Raw genomic sequence first — 19,855 nt, 5'->3', positions numbered from 1 at the left:
CCCCGGCCGGCTGGCCGCCGCCATCGGCGAGCCCGAGGAGGTCGACGGCCGTGAGGCGATCGGCTGGCGGGCCCTGTGCGAGTGCGGCTGGCGCGGACCGCTGTGGCAGCGGGTGGCCCCCCGGCGAGCACGACCCGGCCGGCCGCCGCATCCACGACCCCGACCCCAGCCCCTACGGCGACGCCCCGGCCGAGGTCGCCGACGCCCTGCACGCCGAGTGGATCGGCCACCTGACCCCGCAGACCCTGACCGCCGTGCGCATCGAGGCCCGCGCCCTCAACGACGCCCACACCCGGCTGGACGACGCGGTACGCGCCGCGCGCGAGGACGGCCGCTCCTGGGCCGACATCGGCGCCGCGGTCGGCATCAGCCGCCAGTCCGCCCACGAGCGGTGGGCCCAGCCGTCCCGCCCGGCCCGCGCGTTCGCGACCGGCGACCGCGTGCGGCTCCTGGTCGCACAGCACGTGTCCTACCTCGATGAGGACCTGGCCGACGAGGGCGAGGACGCAGGCGTCCGATTCGACGTCCCGAGCGGCACGCTCGCCCGGGTCGTGAAGGTCCGCCCGTACCCGACGCCGCTGCCGTATGTGGTCCTGCTGGAGGACGGCCGCGAGTTCGGCGTGCCCGAACACGACATCACCCGCGTCGCATCGGCCGAGGCGTGAGGGATGGACCACGACGAGCGCATGCGCCTCCTGGCCTCGGTTCTCCTGGACCTGGATCGGTGTGAGCACGGCCAGCACGCAATGGATTGGTGCGGCGATTGTCCGGGCGAACGCTCGGTGGGGAATCTGCTGCTCAGGCCGGGGACGGTCATCGGCACCGGGATGAACAGCAAGATCATTGTCCCGATGCCTGACGATCGGCATGACCCGTTTGCCTGGCGGGTTTTCGAGTGACCTGATCGACCGTACGTCGATGTACCCGGGGTTGAGGAACCTGGGGACAGCCGTTGGCGCTGAGAACGATCATGGGGCCTCGGCATTGATGGGCCGGCCCGACAGTGCGTCAGCCCTGCCTGACCTCTAAAACCGCATCACCGCAGGTCGCCGCCCCGGCGCCGGTTCCCGCACCATTCCGGTCCCGCGCACCGTACGACGGCCCACCGCCAAAACCCCGGCCTACCGAGGGCGTAAACCCTGCCGACAACTCGCGGCGAGGCTGCACGACGCAAAGGGGCCGGGACCTCGACCGAGCAGGAACAACACCACAAGATCGTTCTCAGCGCCAACGGCTGTCCCCAGGTTCCTCAACCCCGGGTAGGCGGATCGCGTCGGTGATCCGCAGGCCGCCTCTCATCAGGATGAGGGTGATCAGCCGGTATTCCGCGTTGTTCCATCTGTCGAGGTTGTCGGGGCGCTCAAGTTGGGCCATCACTAGTTCGCTCAAGGCCCGAGGTAACCGCGCGGCGCGCTTGGGATAGTCCTCGGGAAAGAACACAGCGGTCGTCGACAGGCTGGCGTCCCAGCTGTGCCGACGGATGGCGGTGAAGAACGTGTTCAGCTGCCCGATGCTCAAGTGGTGGGCGCTTCGGGCTGTGCCCGCGTACTGAGCATGAAGGTCGGCCAAGTAACGCTCCAGCAGCGGCCGATCCACCTGGTCAAGCCGAGTGACGCCAGTCACGGTGAGAAATTCGCTGAAGCGGGCGATTACCTTCGTGCCCAAGTTCGCTGTGACAGGGTGCAGTCCGGTGACAAGCCGCCATCGGGCCCACTTTTTGGCCAGTTCCCGCAGCCAGGGCTGAGATATGCCGTCGAATCGAATGTGCGCCAGATCTGAGTGCTGCAGCCCCAACTCACGCAGCCGCCAGACGTCCCGGCTGTATTCGGCGTCCCAACCACGGCCTTGGCGCCCCTCTTGCGCACGCCCTCCGGCATACGCTGTCAGGTCAGGACGCTCTGCGTTAATGCCTGAGAAACCGGTCGTCACAGCTATACCTCTCGGCCAGTGAACCAGCCTGCCGCTTCCATCGTCTTGCGGGTGTCTTCAACGGTCAGGTGCCCGTAGATGTCCAGGGTGGTGGCGATGTCGGCGTGGCCCAGCAGCTTGGAGACCACCTCGATCGAGACACCGTCGCGCAGCAGTCGGGTCGCGGCGGTATGGCGATACCAGTGCGGGTCGAAATCAATGCCGGTCCGCCGGCGCAGCCGCCGCACCAAGTCATAGACCGCCGCGTAGGTCAGCCGGTGGCCGTGAGGCTCGGCCCAGAGGTTGACGAAGACGTAGTCACTGTCCAGGTCGCCGTATTCGCCGTGCAGGTAGTCGGCATAGAGACGGACCAGTTCTGCGCTGACCGGAATCGTCCGCGACTGCTGGGACTTGGTGCGGGCACCGTTGTCGTTGATCCGTGGCCGCACTGTCATCTCGCGTTCAGCAGCGGCGAGGTCGGCGTGACGCAGGCCGAGCGCTTCGCCGATCCGAACGCCGGTGTCCCAGAGCAGGGCGAACAGGAAGCGGGGGTCAGAGAGATTTGGAACGGAATCCGGCGTTAACAGGGGTTCCCGCTGGTCAGTGAGCCCCTGACATTGCGGTCCTCCGGACATGGTTAACGCCGGATTCCGTTCCATCGCACATGGTGTGGGAGGCAGTCCAGGGTCTCGATGTGGTGATCGATGACCGGCTGGTTTTGCTTGCAACTACCGACCGCACTTGTTCGTGAGTGGCGACCGCACCCCGAGCTTCAGCGAAGTTGATGGTTGCCAGTTCTGACCGCACCCCGACGGCAGGTGGCAATGGACCGCTGACCTGGGCTCACGACGGCCAGCCGGATCTGTCCGGGAGCGGCCATACCGAGCTGCCCGGTGGCGGCAACGCGATTACCTAGCGTGATTGGCGTCCAGGTAGACGCGCGCGTAGCCGCCGTTCGGCGCTCATCCTCTGGCCTTCATGATGCCCTCGCGGAGTGTTCGAGATCGGACATTATGGGCGGGTGCTGCGCTACGTACTGTTGCGCGACGCCCTTCGGAACCTCAGTCTTGAGCCCTCGGCAGGATGTCGTGCGGTGAATCATCTGGGCCTCACGGGATCGGATCCGCTGCAAGGATGACGGCCGTGCGCCGCTACGAGACGAGTATGTACGACAGCAACCGCTGGGACGGCTTCGAGCTCCGCCCCGGCGACATCATCATCAGCACCCCGCCAAAGTGCGGGACGACGTGGACGCAGATGATCTGCGCCCTGCTCATACTGCAGGAACCGGAGCTCCCGCTCCCGTTGGACACGCTCTCGCCGTGGATCGACATGGTGACTCGCGCCCGCACAGACGTGTTCGCGGACCTGAAAGCCCAGACGCACCGCCGGTTCATCAAGACCCACACGCCGCTCGACGGGATACCCAACGATCCGACGGTCACGTACATCTGCGTCGGGCGGGACCCGCGCGACGTGGGGCTGTCGATCGACCGCCATATCGACAACACCGACATCGGCGCGTTCATCAGCCAACGCAAACGGGCGGCCGCGATCGACGGTATCGAGCTCGGACCATTGCGGCCACCGCGGCCGCGCCCCGACGGCGAGCGGGACCGCTTCTGGCAGTGGGTCGACGACGAGACACCATCGACGCAGGTCGGGTCGTCGCTGCGGCGCACTGTAGAGCACCTGCAGACGTTCCGGGACGCCGCCGACGATCTCGACGTCGTGTACTTGCACTACGACGATCTAAAGGCCGACCTGGAGGGGCAGATGCGGCAGATGGCCGCGCGCCTCGGCATCGACGTCGACGAGCACCGATGGCCCCGCCTGGTCCAGGCGGCGACGTTCGAGTCGATGCGCAGCAGGGCCGACACGACCGTCCCCGCCGGCGGTCCGGAGCACTGGATCGATCCCGCCGCGTTCTTCAGCCGCGGCACGAGCGGCCAGTGGCGCGACCTCCTCGACGACGCCGACCTCGCCCGGTACGCCGCGCGCGTGCGGGCGCTCGCGTCCGACGATCTCGTCGAGTGGGTGCATCGCGAGCCGATCGACTGAGATCCCCGTCCGGCGGTATCCGGGGTTGAGGAACCTGGGGACAGCCGTTGGCGCTGAGAACGATCATGGGACCTCGGCGCTGACGGGCCGGCCCGACAGTGCGTCAGCCCTGCCTGACCTCTAAAACCGCATCACCGCAGGTCGCCGCCCCGGCGCCGGTTCCCGCACCATTCCGGTCCCGCGCACCGTACGACGGCCCACCGCCAAAACCCCGGCCTACCGAGGGCGTAAACCCTGCCGACAACTCGCGGCGAGGCTGCACGACGCAAAGGGGCCGGGACCTCGACCGAGCAGGAACAACACCACAAGATCGTTCTCAGCGCCAACGGCTGTCCCCAGGTTCCTCAACCCCGATATTCACCCGCTTGTTGCGTATTACGCGATCGTCGGGTCGGGCTCAGGAAGCTGTCAAGAGATAGCCCGAGGTACGCCGGATCAGCCAGGCGTAGGCCTTGGTCGCGATGCGGTCGGTCATGATGCCGGCCATCGGGTTGGGCTTGTTCGCCATCTCCGACCCGGCGAAGCTGCTCGAGCGATTCGCGATGCGCGCCCTGTCGCGCTCGTAGGCCCGGAGGTCGCCGGTGATTGAGCGCGACAGCGCCCAGACGTCCTCCAGCGCCTGGTTGGTGCCATGGGCGCCGGTGGGAGGCATCGAGTGGGCCGCGTCGCCGACCAGCGTGATGGGACCGGCGCCCCAGACTTTCGGCACCTTGTGGACGACGTGCCCGAAGCCCTCCAGCTCGGTCATCGCCTCCAGCACGTCCTGGGTCTGGCCCTGGTAGTGGCCGAAGAGCTTCCTGACCTTGTCCAGCGCGTCGGGGTCGCCCCTCCAGAGGTCCGAAGCGCCGCTCCATCGCGGTCAGGTCCACCGCGAACTGCTTCTTACCCTCAGGGCTCCAGGCGTCGAGCGTGGTGAGGCGCACGCCGCCCGGGTAGATGTCGATCTCGCGCAGGATCGACGTGCTGCCAGGCCACAGGGTGATCGAGCCGCCCTTGGTGCGCAGCTCGGGCGACCGCTCGTAGACCTCGACCTCGTGCCCGTTGTTGAGAAGCCCGTGAGCGAGCGCGAGTCCCGCGACACCGGTGCCATCAGGGAGGGGCACCCCGCGGGCCAGGAGCCCTACGTCGAACCCCGCGACACCCGAAAGTTCGATGAAGACGAACTCGCCTGAGGGCTAGTCCGGCTTGTATGCCCTTGCGATCGATGAGATTCTTGCGGACGCCGGTCTGTCGAGGTGACGACCCGATGCGAGGGGGACGGCGATGACCAACGACCCAGCACTGCAGGCTCTGGCCAGGCTCGTCGGCACTTGGAAGATCACCGGAGGGCACGAGGGAACCGTGATCTACCGCTGGCTGAACGACTTCTTCCTCCAGCAGGATGTCCACCTTGGCGGCGCGCACGGCATCGAGATCATCGGCCGGGAACGGACGCTGATGGCCGAGCCCAGCGCCGACATCAAGTCTCGCTATTACGGCGACGATGGCAGCACCCTCGACTACACCTATGAAATAGAGGGCGACACCCTCACCATCTGGGCGGGCGAGCGGGGCTCCCCCGCCTACTACCAGGGCGTCTTCAGTCCGGACGGCTGCAGCCTTACCGGAGCGTGGGTCTACCCGGACGGAGGCGGCTACGACTCCAACGCCGAACGCGTCGAATAGGTGGCCCGCCCGTCGCTCACACATTGATCATCTGGAGGCCGTCGATCGCTGCCGGGGATGTCCTGACTCAGTCGAAGTGATGCCCGGCGTGGCGCGCCTACCTGCGGCGCATCAGATGCGCTGAGCTGAATGGCTCAGGGTACGGCTCAGCAAAGGTGATGAGAGCAGAAGGCCGACGCCTCGGAGTGCGATTCGCTGAACTGGGCGGCATTGGGTTGGCTGAGTCGAGACATCAAGTCGTTGCTCCTTCCGCGCCAGCGAACGACCGGCACATACCGGCGAACGAGAGAAGACTGGAACCCTGCGTGAAACCCGCTGCGCACGCGAAGGGGCCGCCCGTGAATGAATTACTTGACGTCATCGCCACCTGGTTCGACGGCCATTCAACCACCAACATGGTGGTGTGGGGGTGGCCCATGCTGGTGTGGGGCCGCGTCGGAAAGGTCATGCTGTACTTCGCCGCGCTGTCCATCGTTCTGGACTTCCTCGACCCCGAAAAGCTGCGGGAGCGGGGCGGCGGATTGAAGGTCCGCGCTACAGACGCCCTCTCCCGTGCCCGGCTTAGGTTGTCTCAAGCTGGCGTGGCCGGCCTCTCCACGAGTATCCGGGCGCACTTCACGTACACCTCCCCAGGTGTCTCCCATGACCAGTGGGGGATAACCGGCCAGCGCGGCGACCGCCACAGCGCTGTGTACAGTCCTCCGGATTACGTCCCTCGCGCGCTGGGCTGCTCGCTTGAGGAGTACCAGGCATTCCATCGAAGCGTCATCGCAGAGCTGCCCCGCGTCCACTCATGCGACGGCGAACACGACGGTCTGTGCTCAGCACAGCGTGGTCACATTCAAGCGCGGATCGACGCGTTCCTGACGGAGCACGTGCCCAGTGATCGGCGCAGGTACGTGGAGGCGATCCGGAGCTGGCTGCTCGCCAAGGCAGCGTGGTGGGCGCTGATGGGCGCGGCCGAGATACTCCTCGGCGCGCTCCTGCATCGCACTCGGCCCCTGCATGTGTTCCGCTGGGCGGCGTTCGCCCTGGTGCTGGTCGGCGGACCGCTCGACATGCTCGCCGCATGACGGCCGGTCAGGGGTCCAGCCCATGATCACCGAGTCGGAATGTTCATCAGCGCGTGTGGACCCGTCGGCCTCGGTGATCACGATGGGGCCGGTGCCGCCCTTCAGGGGGTCCCGGTAGCAATCGCGGAAAATCCAACGAACCTATCCCTGACCTCGGAGTATTCGAGTTCTCGGGACGGGTAGCGATCTTTGCCGCTACGGTTCGTGCTGGTTTCGGTACGTTCGTAGAGGTTGGTGAGGATTGGCGACCCAGTTCTTCTCTGACGAGCAGATGGAGCGGCTGCGGTCGTATCCGGATATCGGCCGGGAGGAGTTGATCCGGTTCTTCACGCTGACGCGCAAGGACTTGGGGTTCATCGACGACCAGGGCCGTGGCGGAGGCCGGGGGCCGGGGGCCGGGGGCCGGCGGCGCGGCTGGGCTTGGCGGTGCAGCTGTGTACGTTGCCGTGGCTGGGGTTCGTACCCGATGACATCTGGTCGGTGCCGCAGGCGGCGATGCTGCGGTTGGCGAACCAGTTGGCGGTGTCTCCCAGGGTGCTGCAGCAGTACGGGCGGCGGGCGCAGACCCGCAGTGATCATCTGAAGCTGGTGCTGAAGTACCTGGACTGGAAGCCGGTCCCGTCCGGTGGGGAGCCGTTGAAGGAGCTGGAGCAGTTCCTGCTGGACCGGGCGATGGAGCACGACACGCCGTCGCTGTTGTTCCATCAGGCGGCGGAGTTCCTGATCAGCGCGCAGGTGACGCGGCCGGGCGTGGTCACGTTGATGGAGATGGTCGCGACCGCGCGAACGGGCGCGGGCGCGTTGACCTCGGAGAAGGTCGACCATCTGTTGACCAGGCAGATGCGCGGGGACTTGGAGGCTCTGCTGGTCCACGACGCGGAGCTGGGGGCGACCCGGCTGGTGTGGTTGACGACGCCGGCGGTGGAGGCGACGTCTGCAGCGGTGAAGCTAGCGATCGAGAAACTGCTGTTTCTGCGGGCGATGGATGCCCATCTGCTGGACTTGTCGATGCTGCCGCGTGAGCGGCGCCGGTTCCTGGCGACGCTGGGCCGCCGGTCCACGGTGCAGGGGCTGGAGCGGCGCGGGGAACGCCGCTATCCGATCCTGCTGGCGCTGGTCGCCCAGTCGGCGGTCGACCAGCTGGATGAGGTCGTCGCGTTGTTCGACCAGGCGGTGTCGGCGCGGGAGTCCCGCGCGAAGGCCAAGACGGACGAGGCTCTGGCGGAGCGGGCGAAGAAGGGCGAGGCCCGGCAGCTGCTGATGGATGTGATCCTGCCGGTGCTGGTGGACCCGGCGGTCCCGGACGAGCGGGTTGGCGGGATCCTGCGCGAGCAGATCGGGATGCAGAAGCTGCGGGAGGTCGCGGCGGTGAACGGGAAGCCGCTGCCTCGCGACCACGGCCGGCTGTCGGCGTTGGAGGCCTCCTACACCTACCTGCGGCAGTTCACCCCGCATGTCCTGAACGCGATCGACTTCCACGGCGGGCCCGGCACCGCCGACCTGATGGAGGCGGTGGCGGTGCTAAAGGAGCTGAACCGGATCGGCGGCCGGAAGGTCCCGGCCGGGGCGTCGACGTCGTTCGTGCCGACCCGGTATGCCGACTACCTGGCCAGGGCCCGCAGATCTGGCGATGACACCGCGTTTCGCCACTACTGGGAGCTGTGCACCATCTTGGCCCTGCGCGACGGGCTGCGCTCGGGCGATGTGTTCGTTTCCGGGTCGCGCCGGTACGCCGACCCGGGCACCTACCTGTTCACCCCGGGGCAGTGGGAGGGGCGGCGGGCGGAGTTCTGCCAGCTGGTCCGCAAACCGGCCGGAGCGGCCGACGCGCTCGCGCAGGCCAAGGACGAACTGCACCAGGCCCTGGAGGATCTGGAGGAGAGAGACCCTGGCGGGCAGCTCGCCGGGCGATGTCGGCGCGGTGCGTCTGGACGAGGCCGGGCGGTTGGTGATCCCGCCGCTGGCGGCCGAGGACATCCCCACCGAGGCCAAGGCGCTGCGCGAAGAGCTGTCGGGAATGCTGCCATTCGTGCCGATCGCGTCGCTGCTGATCGAGCTGGACGTCCGCACCGGCTTCCTGGCGTGTTTCACCCATGCCGGCGGTCGCAAATCCACCCAGTCGGTGGAGCTGAAGCGCAACATCCTGGCGGTGCTGATCGCCGGGGCCACCAACCTCGGGCTGACCCGCATGTCGGAGGCGTGCGGGGTCTCCTACGACACCCTCGCCTGGACGCAGGAGTGGTATGTGCGCGAGGAGACGCTGCGCGAGGCCAACACCGTGCTCGTCAATCACCACTACACGCTGGAGCTGGCAGGGAAGTTCGGTGGCGGCACGATGTCGTCCTCGGACGGGCAGCGGTTTCCTGTGCGCGGTAAGTCCCTGACCGGCCGCGACATGGTCATCCACGGCGGACGAGTGCTGTCGACCTACACCCACGTCTCCGACCAGTGGTCCACCTACGGGACCCAGCAGATCGTGCCGACCCACCGCGAGGGCCACTACACCCTGGACGAGCTGCTGGGCAACGCCACCGACCTGCCGATCCGCGAGCACGCCACCGACACCCACGGCGCCACCCTGGTCAACTTCGGGCTATTCGACCTGGTCGGCAAGGCCCTCACTCCCCGGATTCGTGACCTGGGAAAGATCACGTTAGTGCGGGACGACTCCCCGGTCGTCACCAACACCCGCTACCCGCACGCCGGGCCGCTGCTGGCCGACCGGTGGAACGAGGACCTGGTCGCCGAATGCTGGCCAGACCTGCTGCGGATGGCCGGATCGCTCACGTTCGGAGAGGCTACCGCCTCGCTGATCGTGGGAAAGTGGTCGGCAGCCTCCCGGCAGAACACCCTCGCCGCGGCATTGAAGGAGTGGGGGCGGATGCGCCGGACCATCCACACCGCCCGCTACCTGTCCGACCCGGTCTACCGGCGCAAAATCTCCCGACAGCTCAATAGGGGAGAATCCCTCCACGCCCTGCGGCGCGACCTCCACTACGCCCAGCAAGGCGCCATCGTCCGCCCCCACCTGGCCGACCAGACCGAGCAGGCCTGGTGCCTGTCCCTGCTCACCAACGCCGTCGTCACCTGGACCACCGAGTACTACGGCATGGCCATCGGCGAACTCCGCGGCCAGGGCCGCGAGGTCCCCGACGAACTGCTGTCCTTCATCGCGCCTGGCCACCGTGAGAACATCAACTTCTTCGGCTTCATCACCGTCGACGTCGAAGCCGAACTCGTCAAGCTCATCGGCGGCTGGCGGCCACTACGCCCGACCACCGTCCACGAGTCCGGCATCTCGTTCATGCTCCACCCATAGCCGCAGGCCCCGCACCCTGTGGCATTCAGGGGTCGGGGCCCGAGCCGCGCGGCTCCCACGTCGTCTTGAAGGATGTTGGTGGCATCCGATGTGCGTAGCTGATCACAAGGTCAGTGCCTATGAGCGGCAGGATCACGTCCGGCCGGCCAGCGCGCGAGCATCGTCGCCATGGCGAAAGCGCTGAGCACGCAGCCGATCTGCGCAAGGGCTATGGAGGTGGGCAGGGAAGGGAGTTTCCCGAGGTCGCCCAGCGCCGCTGCGGGGAGGAACAGCAGCAGTGCCGCGCGCCGTCCCACCACGGACCCTGCCGCGTATCCCGCTGCCGCTGCCATGATGATGAGCCAGGGCACAGGTTTCCAGAGTGCGATCTCATGGTTGGTGGCGGCGTCGAGCACACCCCTGCCGACCTTGCTGGCGGCCAACCCGATCAGACCTAGCGGCATCCAGAGCATGAGTGTGCGCCGGAAGATGAGCGACATCCCGTTGCGGGGCGGACGGGTGAAGGCGGCGGCGACCGCCACCACTTGCGCCAGGAGAGGCAGGCCGACGTTCGGCAGTGCCAGGGTCAAGGTTAAGGGCGATCTGCCCGATAGGTACAGCATGAAAGCGAGTGCGCCCAGTGTGGCGATCCCCCGGTGGCGGAGCGCGACCGCGAGCACGGGCAGGGCGAAGACGATGATCGGTTCAGCCCAGTGCAGGAGTGACCACGGCTCTTGCATCCAGTAGTTGAGCAGACCAGGGCCGCTCTGTGCCAGTGACAGGACCTGGCGGGCCAGCGTGTCGGTCAGGATGAGAAGAGGCCACAGCGCCATGCCCACGGCCACGGCGTCCCGCCAGGCGGGCGCCGACACCGTGCCGAAAGCCCGCCGGTAGTGCATGCGAACCGCGCCTGCCAGCAGATCGGCCATGTCGACGATGTGCGGGCGGGTCTGGCCGGGCCGTGATCCGGCCAGCAGTACGCCGATCATGTCTTCCTCGTGCCTCGTACGGTGATCATAGGGATAGCAGGCCAGGAGCCGCCGGTACCGGGCTTCGAGGGAGCTCACGCCATTCCTCCGAGGCCGGCGGCGCGCAGCCGCGTGGAAGCCGCTCGCACGTGACGGCGCATCCGCTCGGCCTCCGCCGCCAGCCGGGTCGCCCCGTCATCGGTCAGCTTGTAATACCGCCGGACTCTGCCGCCCACGATCTCCTCGCGATCCTCGACGATGAGGCCCTCTTCCTGCAGCCGGTCGAAGGCGGCGTACAGGGTTCCGGCGCGCAACCGTACCCGGCCCTCGGAGATCTGTTCGACGTCGGTGATGAGGCCATACCCATGTTGAGGACCGGCGGCGAGCGCGGTAAGGATCAGGAAAGTGGGTTCCTGCATCGATTTCATTTGATCATTATATATCGATGATCTATCTATTGATGGTGGATGCCTGATCGACAAGCCCCTGTACCTGCTGTCGGTGCTGGACTCGATCGACAGGGCGACGAAGGGGAGGACCGACCAGCCTCTCCGACAACAGCAGAGCGACAGCGGGATGACATACCGCCCCCTGGAATGCTGCGTGGGTGCACATCAACGAGATTTCGGAGGGCAACCGGGGAGATCGTGCGCATCGAGGACATCGCGGCCTTGGTGGCCAGCGGTTAAGCCCTCGGCCAGGATCGCGCTGCGGATCCCGTGTCCTGGCCGCTTTCGCCAGCGCTCGGCTGACCGCTCGAGGAGTGCCCTGGATCAGCCGGCTGCGTCCTCGGGGCCACGTCGGTTCGCGGGCAAGTCGGGCTTCTCGTCGGTCCAGCCGGTCTTTTTGACTGCTTCGTAGGAGAAGTAGGAGAAGCCGGCCGCACCCTGCCTCGACGGGCCCCACGCGGTGTTTTCCAGCGCCAATGGCAGCCCGGTTTCGGCGTCCACCACCAGCCGGTCCACGCCCTCCGACTCGCCCGTTTCGGTCGTGCGCGGGATGCTGACGGCCCGGCCGCGGCGGCCGAGCGGGTCGGTGACCTCGCCGACGGCCGTCACGCCGGGCAGGGACGCGATCATCCGGTACGCGGCGGCCCGCACCTTCGGCGACACCGGGAAACGCATGATGATGTGCACACCCATGTCGTAGATCCGCAGGTCGGCGTGCCGGCCCTGGCCCAGGGGCGGCACGTTGCCGTCCGCGGCCTGCTTCTTGATGACCGACTCCAGGTAGTCCCGGAGCTCTTCAGGGGTCGCCGGCAGCTTGCCCAGCCGGTCCGGGGTCATCGGCTCGCCGTTGGTCAGCATGCCCAGTGACCCGCCCGCGACCTCCCTCCGTGCCTCGCGCGGGCCCGCAGCGGCGGTTACCGTCCGGCTCTCCGTCACGAAGGACCTGCCGCCCTCGGCGATGCGCTTCCCCGGGTACGTCCACGTCTTCGGTGAGCCGTCGGCGCGCCATGCCTCCTTGTCTTCCGGGGTGGCGGGCTTGGCCCCGAGGAACTGAGTGATCAGCCAGGTGGGCTTGCCCGCCTCTGGGGACGCCCACAGCTCCTCGGAGTAGGCCTGCTCCAGCAGGTACTTCCCGTTCGGGGCAAGCAACGTGCTGCCGCTGACGACACGGTTCACCCAGTAGTCGCCGTTCGCAGAAGTCCTCGCAACCGACGTCGCGGCGGCAAGCAGGATCTGCCGGGCCGACGGCTTCGCGTCAGGCCGTGCAGACGAGCCGGTGGACGCGTCCGCCGAGGGCGGCTGGGCGAGGGTGGTGGAGTCCGGGCCGCCCGGGGCCGTACCCGACGTGATCACCACGATGACGGCGGACGCCGCGCCGAGCAGCCCCACCCCGAGCGCCGTCCACCTAGCCGTGCGCGGCGCCCCGCGGCGACGCCCCGCCTCGGCTGTGGCCCGGCGCGAGCGAGGGGAGGTCTGCGTGGCCAGGTGAAGATTCACCTGAGGGTTCGGGGCGGTCGGCTGGGCGGTGAAGGAGGCGACGAGCCGGGCACGGCCCTCGGCGCTCACCTGCGGGGAGGGCGGGGGTGCGGCGAGCAGGTCCCGCACGGCGTTGAGGTCATCCATCTGCGTCTCCAAAGTCTTCATGCATCGGGTTGACGCCGCCGAGGGCACCGCGAAGCTTCCTGCGGGCGCGGTTGAGCCGGGATCCGACGGTGCCCGAGGGGATGTCGAGGGCTTGGGCGATCTCCTCGTAGCCGAGCCCGGCCAAGGCCGCGAGGATCAGTACGTCGCGGTCAGCCTCGGAAAGTACCGCCAGCGCGGACGCGAGCTGGCCCTGCACGCCGGCGGCAGCCAGGCGCTGGGCCACGAGATCCTCATGGCCGGGGTCCGTCACGCGCTCGACCGGCGTCCGCTGCAGGGCCTGCAGGCGGCGGGTCTCACTTCTGCGGTGCTGGGCGACCAGGTTGGTCGCGATCCCGTAGAGCCAGGCCCGTACCTGGCCGCGCGCCCCGTCGAAGCTCTCCCGCTTGCGAAACGCCACAAGGAACGTCTCCGCGGCGAGATCGTCGGCGACCTGCGTCCCCAGCCGCCCGGCCACATACCGGTAAATTTCAGGGAAATAGCAATCGTAGAGAACCGCGAACCGGTCGGGGAAACGGCGAGACTGCTCGACGAGCGTGGCGTCGGCAACCTCTTGCGGGGGGTGGGAGACCCTCGGCCGGGCCGTCATGCGCCCTCCCGTCGGCCGGCTACGGGGGTATGTTCACTGTGGTTCACACCATTACTCCGCCGTACCCCGGATTCCTCTTCACGAGCGCCCGACGCACCCTCCTCGGTGAGCGCCTCGGAGGTGTGGACCGGGAGCGTAGCTGAACGCCGGGGGAAGTTGCCGATCATGGCGGCCCAGCCACAGGTCGTACTCCAGGGTTGAGGAACCGGCAGACAGCCGCTATCGCCGAGAACGATCATGGCAGGTAGTCGTCGTTCTCTCTCCTGCGGGGTGAGCGCACTCGGCTGGATGATGGCTGTGAAACTGCCCCTCGGATCTTATCCCGGGTTGTTTCATAGGTGTTCGCCTATGAAACACCACCCCAGACCTTCGGCGTCCAGGGCTTTCCCGCCCGGATTTTGTTTCATAGGTTGTTGCAAACCTCTGGACCTTTGAAACACTCACATGGAACGATCTGAAGGTGAGCGACGACGACTTCCTCCGAGTGGAAGCGGCCGACTGCCCGATGTCCTCCTGCGCCGCCCCGGCCGGGTCGCCGTGCCGGACCGGCAAGGGGAAGGTGGCCGTCCAGTACCACACCGCCCGGTTCCGGCTCGTGCCCTCGCTGGCCAAGGCCCTCAACGTGCCGACCCCCGCGCTCCGCAAACCGGGATCGGTGTGGGTCGAGCTGCCGCGCCCCGCGGCCGCCGGCACCAAGCCCTCCGGACACGCCAAGATCGGCTACGCCCGTGCCTCGACCGTGCGGCAGTCGCTGGCCACCCAGCTCGACTCCCTCAAGGCCACCGGAGTGACCAGGATCTTCTCCGAGAAGATCTCCACCCGCGCCACCATACGGCCCGAACTGGACAAAGCCATCGACCTCGCCCGCGAGATGCGCGCCTCCGGCATCGCGGTCACCCTGGTCGTCCACGAACACAAGCGGCTCGGCCGAGGCCTCGCACTGGCCGAGCTCGCCGAACAGCTACGCGCCTACGACGTCGGCCTGGAGTTCCTCACCGGCGAACTCCAAGGCACCCACGACCCCTCCGGAGTGGTGTTCACCGTGCTGGCCGCCCTGTCGGGCATGGAACGCGAGTACATCCGCGACCGGACCCTGGAAGGCCACGAATCCGCCCGCCGCAACGGCAAGACCATCGGCGGCGCCGCCGTCACCGACCCCGCCATGCTCTCCATGGCCCTGCACTTGCGCGACCAGGACCACAGCCTCCGCGAGATCGCCGCCCAACTCGTCATCACCAAGGGCAAGAAGAAAGGCCAGCACCCCTCACCCGCCACCGTCATGCGCCTGCTCCGCGAACACGACGAACAGATCACCGCAGAGGCGGCCTCCAGCAGCGTGTGATCAGCCCTCCGTCAGTGCCTCAGCCCAGCTCAGACATAGGTTCGTTGGATTTTCCGCGATTGCTACCGGGACCCCCTCATCCGGCGCCCGTGCCCGTTGATCCGGCCACTGCTGGTCGAGCCAGCATCGTGACCGGGCATGACGAGCATCCGAACGAAGAGTCCCGTTAGCAGAGCAGAGTTGAGCGGCCTACCGTGACTTTCCGTTCGGATGCGCCTCGCCGGAAGGTTTTCGCAGGTCATAATCCGCGCAGAGCGGGTCTGTGGGGCCGGGATGCGCCGACTTTGGACGGGAAGGTGATCCGCGACGGAGCACGGCGACCTCGCCCTGCCGCTTGAGGATCAGCGGAGGTCGGGGGTATCGGGGAAGCTGATCATGGTTGGGTGGTCTGGGCGGCTGTGACGCGGGCGGCATGCCGAGTTGGTCAGGCAGGTCACGGGCGCCGGTGGCGTCCAGGACGCGGCGGATGGCCTTGGAGGTGACCTGGTGTCGCCGGGCCAGGGCCTTGACGGCGGCACCCTGACGGTATACCTCTACGACGGTGGCCGCCTTGCCCTTGTCGAGGGCGGCGGGGCGGCCGAGAGTCTTGCCGGCGGCCTCGGCGGCAGCGACGCCCTCGCGGGTGCTCTCGCTGATCATGTCACGCTGGAACTCCAGCACGGCCGCCAGGACGGAGACCATCATCTTGGTGCCGGGGTCGTCGCCTGCCAGGTCGATGCCGGACAACAGCCCGGATTCGACGCGCAGGGGCAGTCCGCGGCGGATGAGTGCCGGGCGCAGGGCGAGGATGTCGGCGACCATTCCAAGGGGGCGGAATGGGGAGGCGGAGGTCTGGGCCGGATGCTATTGGATTGGCGTGCCGTTTCCGCAGGTGGCGAAGGCGGCCCTGATTGGATCTACGCTTGGGGACGTAATCAACCGGTTCCACCCCCGAAGCGCGATATGACCGCTACCCGGACGAGGTGCTTGCCGGTGGTGCGTGCCACAATCCCGTCGGTGTCCGTCGCTTCCCGGAAAGAGATCAGTTCTCGCGTGTCCAGGCGGGTGTGATCCGCACCTCGCGGAATCGCCAGCCCGTCGGCGTCCGTACCGTGGTGGAGGTCATTCGCAGGCCGCCTGTGAAGTGGGGGGCTTGGCCATCGCGGTAGTAGTACACGAGCGAGTTCACCGAGGCGGCCGCCCGGTCTCCCTCGACGTTCACCAGCAGGTCAGTGGTCGTGTGCTGGGTGCGGACGCCGGACCCGGATGACCGAAGGCGCAACATGGTGACCCTCACCACGGCGGGTGATCGGCAACTTCGACGCATGGACCGAGCACTCGACAAGGTGCAGGACGACCTACTCGGACCGCTTTCGGCCGAGGACAGGCAGACCTTGACCCGCCTGCTCACTCAACTGCTCACGCACCACCAACGGGGGTGAGCAGCGGCTGGCGGTGGTCGCCGCGACGAACTGGATGGGCGATGTCTGCCAGGAGGACGAGGACCCACGGCCTCGGAGAGGCTCGACACCGAAGGCCCCCAAAGGTCGACCCGACCAGCCCTCATGACCGGCAGCTCGCCAACGTCCCCGCATCTACGGCCCCATCAAAACGAAGCCCTCGGCGTCCTCGCCCTCGAGATCGAGCTGGTCGACCAACCCGGTGAACGACATTCGAACGGCCAGTGGCGGCAGCCCAGCGCCTTCATTCCGCTGCCGCCACTGGCCGTTCCGTTGTCGCTCAAGCCCCGTACCGGTCGGCCTGCTCGCGCATCGCGTCGGCGTAGGCCGCGACCACGTCCATGGTGACCGCCGGCAGGCTGACCGGGGCGTCGTCGGCGTCGATGCCATGCCGCTCGCGCAGCCACTCGGAGTCCCTGCCATGGCCGTGGCAGCCAGAAAAAATTTGGGAACCCGGGGGCCGGCGGATGTCGAGAATGCTCCGACGGTTCCGTCCCTGGGGCGGATCACGACAACGACCCTGGAGGAACGGCCATGCGAGCGAACGAGATCACCGAGATTCTGGACCGGCCGATCAGCCGAGAGCTGTTGGCACGCGACGTGACCCGGCTGGCGTACGTGGCCAAGGACGGCACGCCCCGGAACGTCCCGATCGCGTTCACCTGGAACGGTTCGGAGATCGTCATGTGCACCACGAAGAACGCCCCGGAGCTCCCGGCTCTGCGTGAGAACCCGATGGTCGCCCTGACGATCGACACCGAGGTGCACCCGCCCAAGATCCTGCTGATCCGCGGTCGGGCCGAGCTGGACGTCGTCGACGGCATCCCGGACGAGTACCTCCAGATCAACGGCTCGTACGAGATGACGCCCGAGCAGCGGGTCGAGTGGGAGGCCGAGGTCCGCTCGCTCTACGACGGCATGGTCCGGATCGTGGTGACCCCGACGTGGGCGAAGCTGATCGACTTCGAAACGACCCTGCCGAGCGCGGTCGAGGAGCTGGTCCGGCAGCGGGCCGAGCGTGAGCGCGCCTGAACACGGTCCCGACCATACTGAGGAGAACATGATGGCCAAGTACCTGCTGCTCAAGCACTACCGGGGCGCTCCCGCACCGGTCAACGACGTGCCGATGGACCAGTGGACGCCGGAGGAGGTCTCGGCCCACGTGCAGTACATGCGGGACTTCGTCGCCCGGCTCGAAGGGACCGGCGAGTTCGTCGACACCCAGGCGCTCTCCTCGGAGGGCGCGTTCGTCCGCTACGACGGCGAGGGTCGCCCGCCGGTCACCGACGGCCCGTTCGCCGAGACCAAGGACCTCATCGCCGGCTGGATGGTGATCGACGTCGACGGCTACGAGCGGGCGCTCGAGCTGGCAGGCGAGCTGTCGGCGGCTCCGGGCGCGGGCGGGAAGCCGATCCACGAGTGGCTGGAGGTGCGCCCGTTCCTGGCCGAGCTTCCGACCATCACGGACTGACGCGCGTGGACGACTCCCTGCTGCGGACCCTCACCCCCACGGTGATCGGCGTCCTCGTCCGTCGCGGAGCCGACTTCGCCTCGGCCGAGGACGCCGTGCAGGACGCCCTGGTCGAGGCCGTGCGCGTGTGGCCCGACGACCTGCCAGGCGACCCCAAGGGCTGGCTGGTCACCGTGGCCTGGCGCAAGTTCCTCGACGCCGCCCGCGCCGGCACCTCCCGACGGCACCGCGAGATACGCGTCGAGGCCGAGCCCGTGCCAGGTCCTGGCGAGGCGGTGGACGACACGCTCCAGCTGTACTTCCTGTGCGCCCACCCGTCCCTGACACCGGCCTCGGCCGTCGCGCTCACGCTGCGTGCGGTCGGCGGCCTGACCACGCGCCAGATCGCGCAGGCCTATCTCGTGCCGGAGGCGACCATGGCCCAGCGCATCAGCAGGGCCAAGCGGACGGTCTCGTCCGTCAGGTTCAACCAGCCCGGTGACGTGGCCACCGTGCTGCGCGTCCTCTACCTCGTGTTCAACGAGGGGCATGGCGGGGACGTCGACCTGGCGGCCGAGGCGATCCGCCTCACCCGCCAGCTCTTCGCCCTGACCGACGAGCCCGAGGTCGCGGGGCTGCTCGCGCTCATGCTGCTGCACCACGCGCGCCGCGCGTCTCGCACCGGCCCTGGAGGCCGCCTGGTGCCGCTCGCCGAGCAGGACCGATCGCGCTGGGACACCCGTCTGATCGCCGAGGGAGTGACGATCCTGCAGGCGGCGCTGGCCCGCGACCGGCTGGGCGAGTACCAGGCGCAGGCCGCGATCGCCGCCCTGCACGCGGACGCCCCGAGCACCTCCGAGACCGACTGGTTGCAGATCGTGGAGTGGTATGACGAGTTGCTGATCCTCACCGGCAGTCCGGTCGTACGGCTCAACCGCGCGGTGGCGGTCGGCGAGGCCGACGGACCGCAGGCAGGCCTGGCGGCACTGGCCGAGGTGAGCCCCGACCTGCCCCGTTACACCGCGGTACGGGCCTACCTGCTCGAACGCGCCGGTGACCTTGAGCAGGCCGCCGAGCTGTACGCCGAGGCCGCCCGCGCGGCGACCAGCCTGCCGGAGCGCGACCACCTCACCCGCGAGGCCGCCCGGGTGCGGCAACTGCTACAGGCGTGAGTACGGCTCGCCTCGGCCGTGCTGGTCGCGCCGATGACGGGCCGCCGAGGCCGCCAACTCCTCACGACCGTCCTCCACGAGCGTGTCCTCGCTCCAGGAGCAGTCATGGCAGGATCCGTTCCAAGGGAATAGCCCATTCCCTGTCACGACCGCATCCGGCCGCATCCGGCTCACCTAATAACTCCTAGCAGAATGAAGGCAACCACGTCCAGGAACATGATCGGTCGTTGGGCCAGGCGGTCTACCCGAACCAGGGCAGCTCCCGAAAGTGTCCTATACGCTCTTGCGGTGCTGACGTGGAAGAACGTGCCAGTGGGCCGTCGCTCGTGGGCGTGGTTCGCCGTGGCTGTGAGCGCTTCGCTGGTGCCGTGGGCGTTGCTCGCCACGACCAAGGGAGGGGGCCTCCCTCCCCTGCCTTTGGCGATGCTCGCCAGCTCCTTCCCCGAGGTCTCGAAGCGGGACTTCATAGCCCTGGACGTCTTCGTCATCGGCGTCCTGCCGCTTCTGATGGGTGTCGTTGCCGTAGCGAGATCTCGCACGCTGGTCGGCGCCGTCAGCGGACTCTGCGGCGTCCTGGCCCTGCTCCATCTGGTGTTCGTGCTGAAAGAGCCTCCAGTAACCCTCCCGCCGGCGGATGCCACCGCGGACATGTTCGCCGGCAGTCAACCGGACTTCTACTTCGGTACGCACCCGGACGGAGGGGTCTGGGCGCTGGCGCCCATCGCCTACGCGGTCGGTGCCACGGCACTCCTCATTGCCGCCCGGCGGGGAGGCCGCGGTGTGACGCGGGATGACTGACA

Annotated in this window: 21 protein-coding genes and 1 pseudogene; 12 read left to right on the top strand and 10 right to left on the bottom strand. The window is 67.9% G+C overall.

Going from position 1 to position 19,855, the window contains the following annotated elements:
• Window positions 1–50 precede the first annotated feature (50 nt).
• Together ACQPYK_RS23140 and ACQPYK_RS23135 are read left to right on the top strand one after the other, a co-directional pair.
• Window positions 51–665: a hypothetical protein gene (locus tag ACQPYK_RS23140; protein ID WP_433258316.1), complete on the top strand. Its 615-nt coding sequence runs from the start codon at window positions 51–53 to the stop codon at window positions 663–665.
• A 3-nt stretch (window positions 666–668) separates the two neighbouring features.
• Window positions 669–899, top strand: coding sequence for a hypothetical protein (locus ACQPYK_RS23135; RefSeq protein ID WP_433258314.1), 231 nt, complete (start codon window positions 669–671; stop codon window positions 897–899).
• 322 nt (window positions 900–1,221) lie between these two features.
• On the opposite strand, the gene ACQPYK_RS23130 is transcribed toward ACQPYK_RS23135, so the two are convergent.
• Together ACQPYK_RS23130 and ACQPYK_RS23125 are read right to left on the bottom strand one after the other, a co-directional pair.
• On the bottom strand, window positions 1,222–1,929 hold the full coding sequence (locus ACQPYK_RS23130; protein ID WP_433258312.1) for a hypothetical protein: 708 nt from the start codon (window positions 1,927–1,929) through the stop codon (window positions 1,222–1,224).
• 2 nt (window positions 1,930–1,931) lie between these two features.
• On the bottom strand, window positions 1,932–2,567 hold the full coding sequence (locus ACQPYK_RS23125) for a tyrosine-type recombinase/integrase (RefSeq protein WP_433258310.1): 636 nt from the start codon (window positions 2,565–2,567) through the stop codon (window positions 1,932–1,934).
• A gap of 484 nt (window positions 2,568–3,051) precedes the next feature.
• Between ACQPYK_RS23125 and ACQPYK_RS23120 the strand changes: the two genes are divergently transcribed.
• Window positions 3,052–3,969, top strand: coding sequence for a sulfotransferase domain-containing protein (locus ACQPYK_RS23120; RefSeq protein ID WP_433258308.1), 918 nt, complete (start codon window positions 3,052–3,054; stop codon window positions 3,967–3,969).
• Window positions 3,970–4,366: 397 nt separating this feature from the next.
• Here the strand turns inward: ACQPYK_RS23120 and ACQPYK_RS23115 are convergent, their stop codons facing one another.
• The gene (locus tag ACQPYK_RS23115; protein ID WP_433258306.1) at window positions 4,367–4,717 is read right to left on the bottom strand and encodes an FAD-dependent oxidoreductase; all 351 of its coding nucleotides are present in this window, start codon (window positions 4,715–4,717) and stop codon (window positions 4,367–4,369) included.
• A 515-nt stretch (window positions 4,718–5,232) separates the two neighbouring features.
• On the opposite strand from ACQPYK_RS23115, the gene ACQPYK_RS23110 reads away from it, so the two are divergent.
• The 3 genes and pseudogenes from ACQPYK_RS23110 to ACQPYK_RS23100 form a co-directional block, all read left to right on the top strand.
• A complete protein-coding gene (locus tag ACQPYK_RS23110; protein WP_433258304.1) occupies window positions 5,233–5,634 on the top strand; it encodes a hypothetical protein in 402 nt (133 codons plus the stop codon).
• A 338-nt stretch (window positions 5,635–5,972) separates the two neighbouring features.
• Window positions 5,973–6,707, top strand: a complete 735-nt coding sequence (locus ACQPYK_RS23105; protein WP_433258302.1) for a hypothetical protein — start codon at window positions 5,973–5,975, stop codon at window positions 6,705–6,707.
• Between the two features lie 408 nt (window positions 6,708–7,115).
• A pseudogene (locus tag ACQPYK_RS23100) lies at window positions 7,116–7,478 on the top strand (DUF4158 domain-containing protein); the annotation flags it as partial.
• Here the strand turns inward: ACQPYK_RS23100 and ACQPYK_RS23095 are convergent.
• A complete protein-coding gene (locus tag ACQPYK_RS23095; RefSeq protein WP_433258300.1) occupies window positions 7,412–7,768 on the bottom strand; it encodes a hypothetical protein in 357 nt (118 codons plus the stop codon). The pseudogene ACQPYK_RS23100 and the gene ACQPYK_RS23095 sit on opposite strands and share 67 nt — an antisense overlap.
• A 533-nt stretch (window positions 7,769–8,301) precedes the next feature.
• Here ACQPYK_RS23095 and ACQPYK_RS23090 point away from each other — a divergent pair.
• Window positions 8,302–10,026 (top strand): Tn3 family transposase, encoded by a 1,725-nt coding sequence (locus ACQPYK_RS23090; protein ID WP_433258298.1) that lies wholly within the window; start codon window positions 8,302–8,304, stop codon window positions 10,024–10,026.
• A gap of 110 nt (window positions 10,027–10,136) precedes the next feature.
• Here the strand turns inward: ACQPYK_RS23090 and ACQPYK_RS23085 are convergent, their stop codons facing one another.
• From ACQPYK_RS23085 to ACQPYK_RS23070, 4 genes are all read right to left on the bottom strand, one after another.
• The gene (locus ACQPYK_RS23085) at window positions 10,137–11,072 is read right to left on the bottom strand and encodes a hypothetical protein (RefSeq protein ID WP_433258296.1); all 936 of its coding nucleotides are present in this window, start codon (window positions 11,070–11,072) and stop codon (window positions 10,137–10,139) included.
• Window positions 11,069–11,401: a PadR family transcriptional regulator gene (locus ACQPYK_RS23080; RefSeq protein WP_433258294.1), complete on the bottom strand. Its 333-nt coding sequence runs from the start codon at window positions 11,399–11,401 to the stop codon at window positions 11,069–11,071. Before ACQPYK_RS23080 ends, ACQPYK_RS23085 begins: the two co-directional genes overlap by 4 nt.
• Before the next feature lie 345 nt (window positions 11,402–11,746).
• Complete coding sequence (locus ACQPYK_RS23075; protein ID WP_433258292.1) at window positions 11,747–13,045, bottom strand: CU044_5270 family protein; 1,299 nt, start codon at window positions 13,043–13,045, stop codon at window positions 11,747–11,749.
• On the bottom strand, window positions 13,038–13,652 hold the full coding sequence (locus tag ACQPYK_RS23070; RefSeq protein ID WP_433258290.1) for an RNA polymerase sigma factor: 615 nt from the start codon (window positions 13,650–13,652) through the stop codon (window positions 13,038–13,040). Before ACQPYK_RS23070 ends, ACQPYK_RS23075 begins: the two co-directional genes overlap by 8 nt.
• A gap of 460 nt (window positions 13,653–14,112) precedes the next feature.
• Here ACQPYK_RS23070 and ACQPYK_RS23065 point away from each other — a divergent pair, with 460 nt between their 5' ends.
• Window positions 14,113–14,994: a recombinase family protein gene (locus ACQPYK_RS23065; protein ID WP_433258289.1), complete on the top strand. Its 882-nt coding sequence runs from the start codon at window positions 14,113–14,115 to the stop codon at window positions 14,992–14,994.
• 189 nt (window positions 14,995–15,183) lie between these two features.
• Here ACQPYK_RS23065 and ACQPYK_RS23060 read toward each other — a convergent pair whose 3' ends face one another.
• Both ACQPYK_RS23060 and ACQPYK_RS23055 read right to left on the bottom strand, forming a co-directional pair.
• Window positions 15,184–15,795, bottom strand: coding sequence for a recombinase family protein (locus tag ACQPYK_RS23060; RefSeq protein WP_433258287.1), 612 nt, complete (start codon window positions 15,793–15,795; stop codon window positions 15,184–15,186).
• Window positions 15,796–16,015: 220 nt separating this feature from the next.
• A complete protein-coding gene (locus ACQPYK_RS23055) occupies window positions 16,016–16,258 on the bottom strand; it encodes a nuclear transport factor 2 family protein (RefSeq protein ID WP_433258285.1) in 243 nt (80 codons plus the stop codon).
• 709 nt (window positions 16,259–16,967) lie between these two features.
• On the opposite strand from ACQPYK_RS23055, the gene ACQPYK_RS23050 reads away from it, so the two are divergent.
• From ACQPYK_RS23050 to ACQPYK_RS23035, 4 genes are all read left to right on the top strand, one after another.
• Window positions 16,968–17,465 carry a pyridoxamine 5'-phosphate oxidase family protein gene (locus tag ACQPYK_RS23050; protein ID WP_433258284.1) on the top strand — a complete coding sequence of 166 codons (498 nt, stop codon included), beginning with the start codon at window positions 16,968–16,970 and terminating at the stop codon, window positions 17,463–17,465.
• 31 nt (window positions 17,466–17,496) lie between these two features.
• Window positions 17,497–17,904 carry a YciI family protein gene (locus tag ACQPYK_RS23045; RefSeq protein WP_433258884.1) on the top strand — a complete coding sequence of 136 codons (408 nt, stop codon included), beginning with the start codon at window positions 17,497–17,499 and terminating at the stop codon, window positions 17,902–17,904.
• A gap of 5 nt (window positions 17,905–17,909) precedes the next feature.
• On the top strand, window positions 17,910–19,055 hold the full coding sequence (locus tag ACQPYK_RS23040) for an RNA polymerase sigma factor (RefSeq protein WP_433258282.1): 1,146 nt from the start codon (window positions 17,910–17,912) through the stop codon (window positions 19,053–19,055).
• 288 nt (window positions 19,056–19,343) lie between these two features.
• Window positions 19,344–19,853, top strand: a complete 510-nt coding sequence (locus tag ACQPYK_RS23035; protein WP_433258280.1) for a hypothetical protein — start codon at window positions 19,344–19,346, stop codon at window positions 19,851–19,853.
• The last annotated feature ends 2 nt before the right edge of the window (window positions 19,854–19,855 follow it).

Source organism: Streptosporangium sp. CA-135522 (assembly GCF_050949235.1).
Lineage (GTDB): Bacteria > Actinomycetota > Actinomycetes > Streptosporangiales > Streptosporangiaceae > Streptosporangium.
The sequence above is the reverse complement of the archived record's forward strand: the minus strand, read 5'-3'. Positions and strand labels throughout refer to the sequence as shown.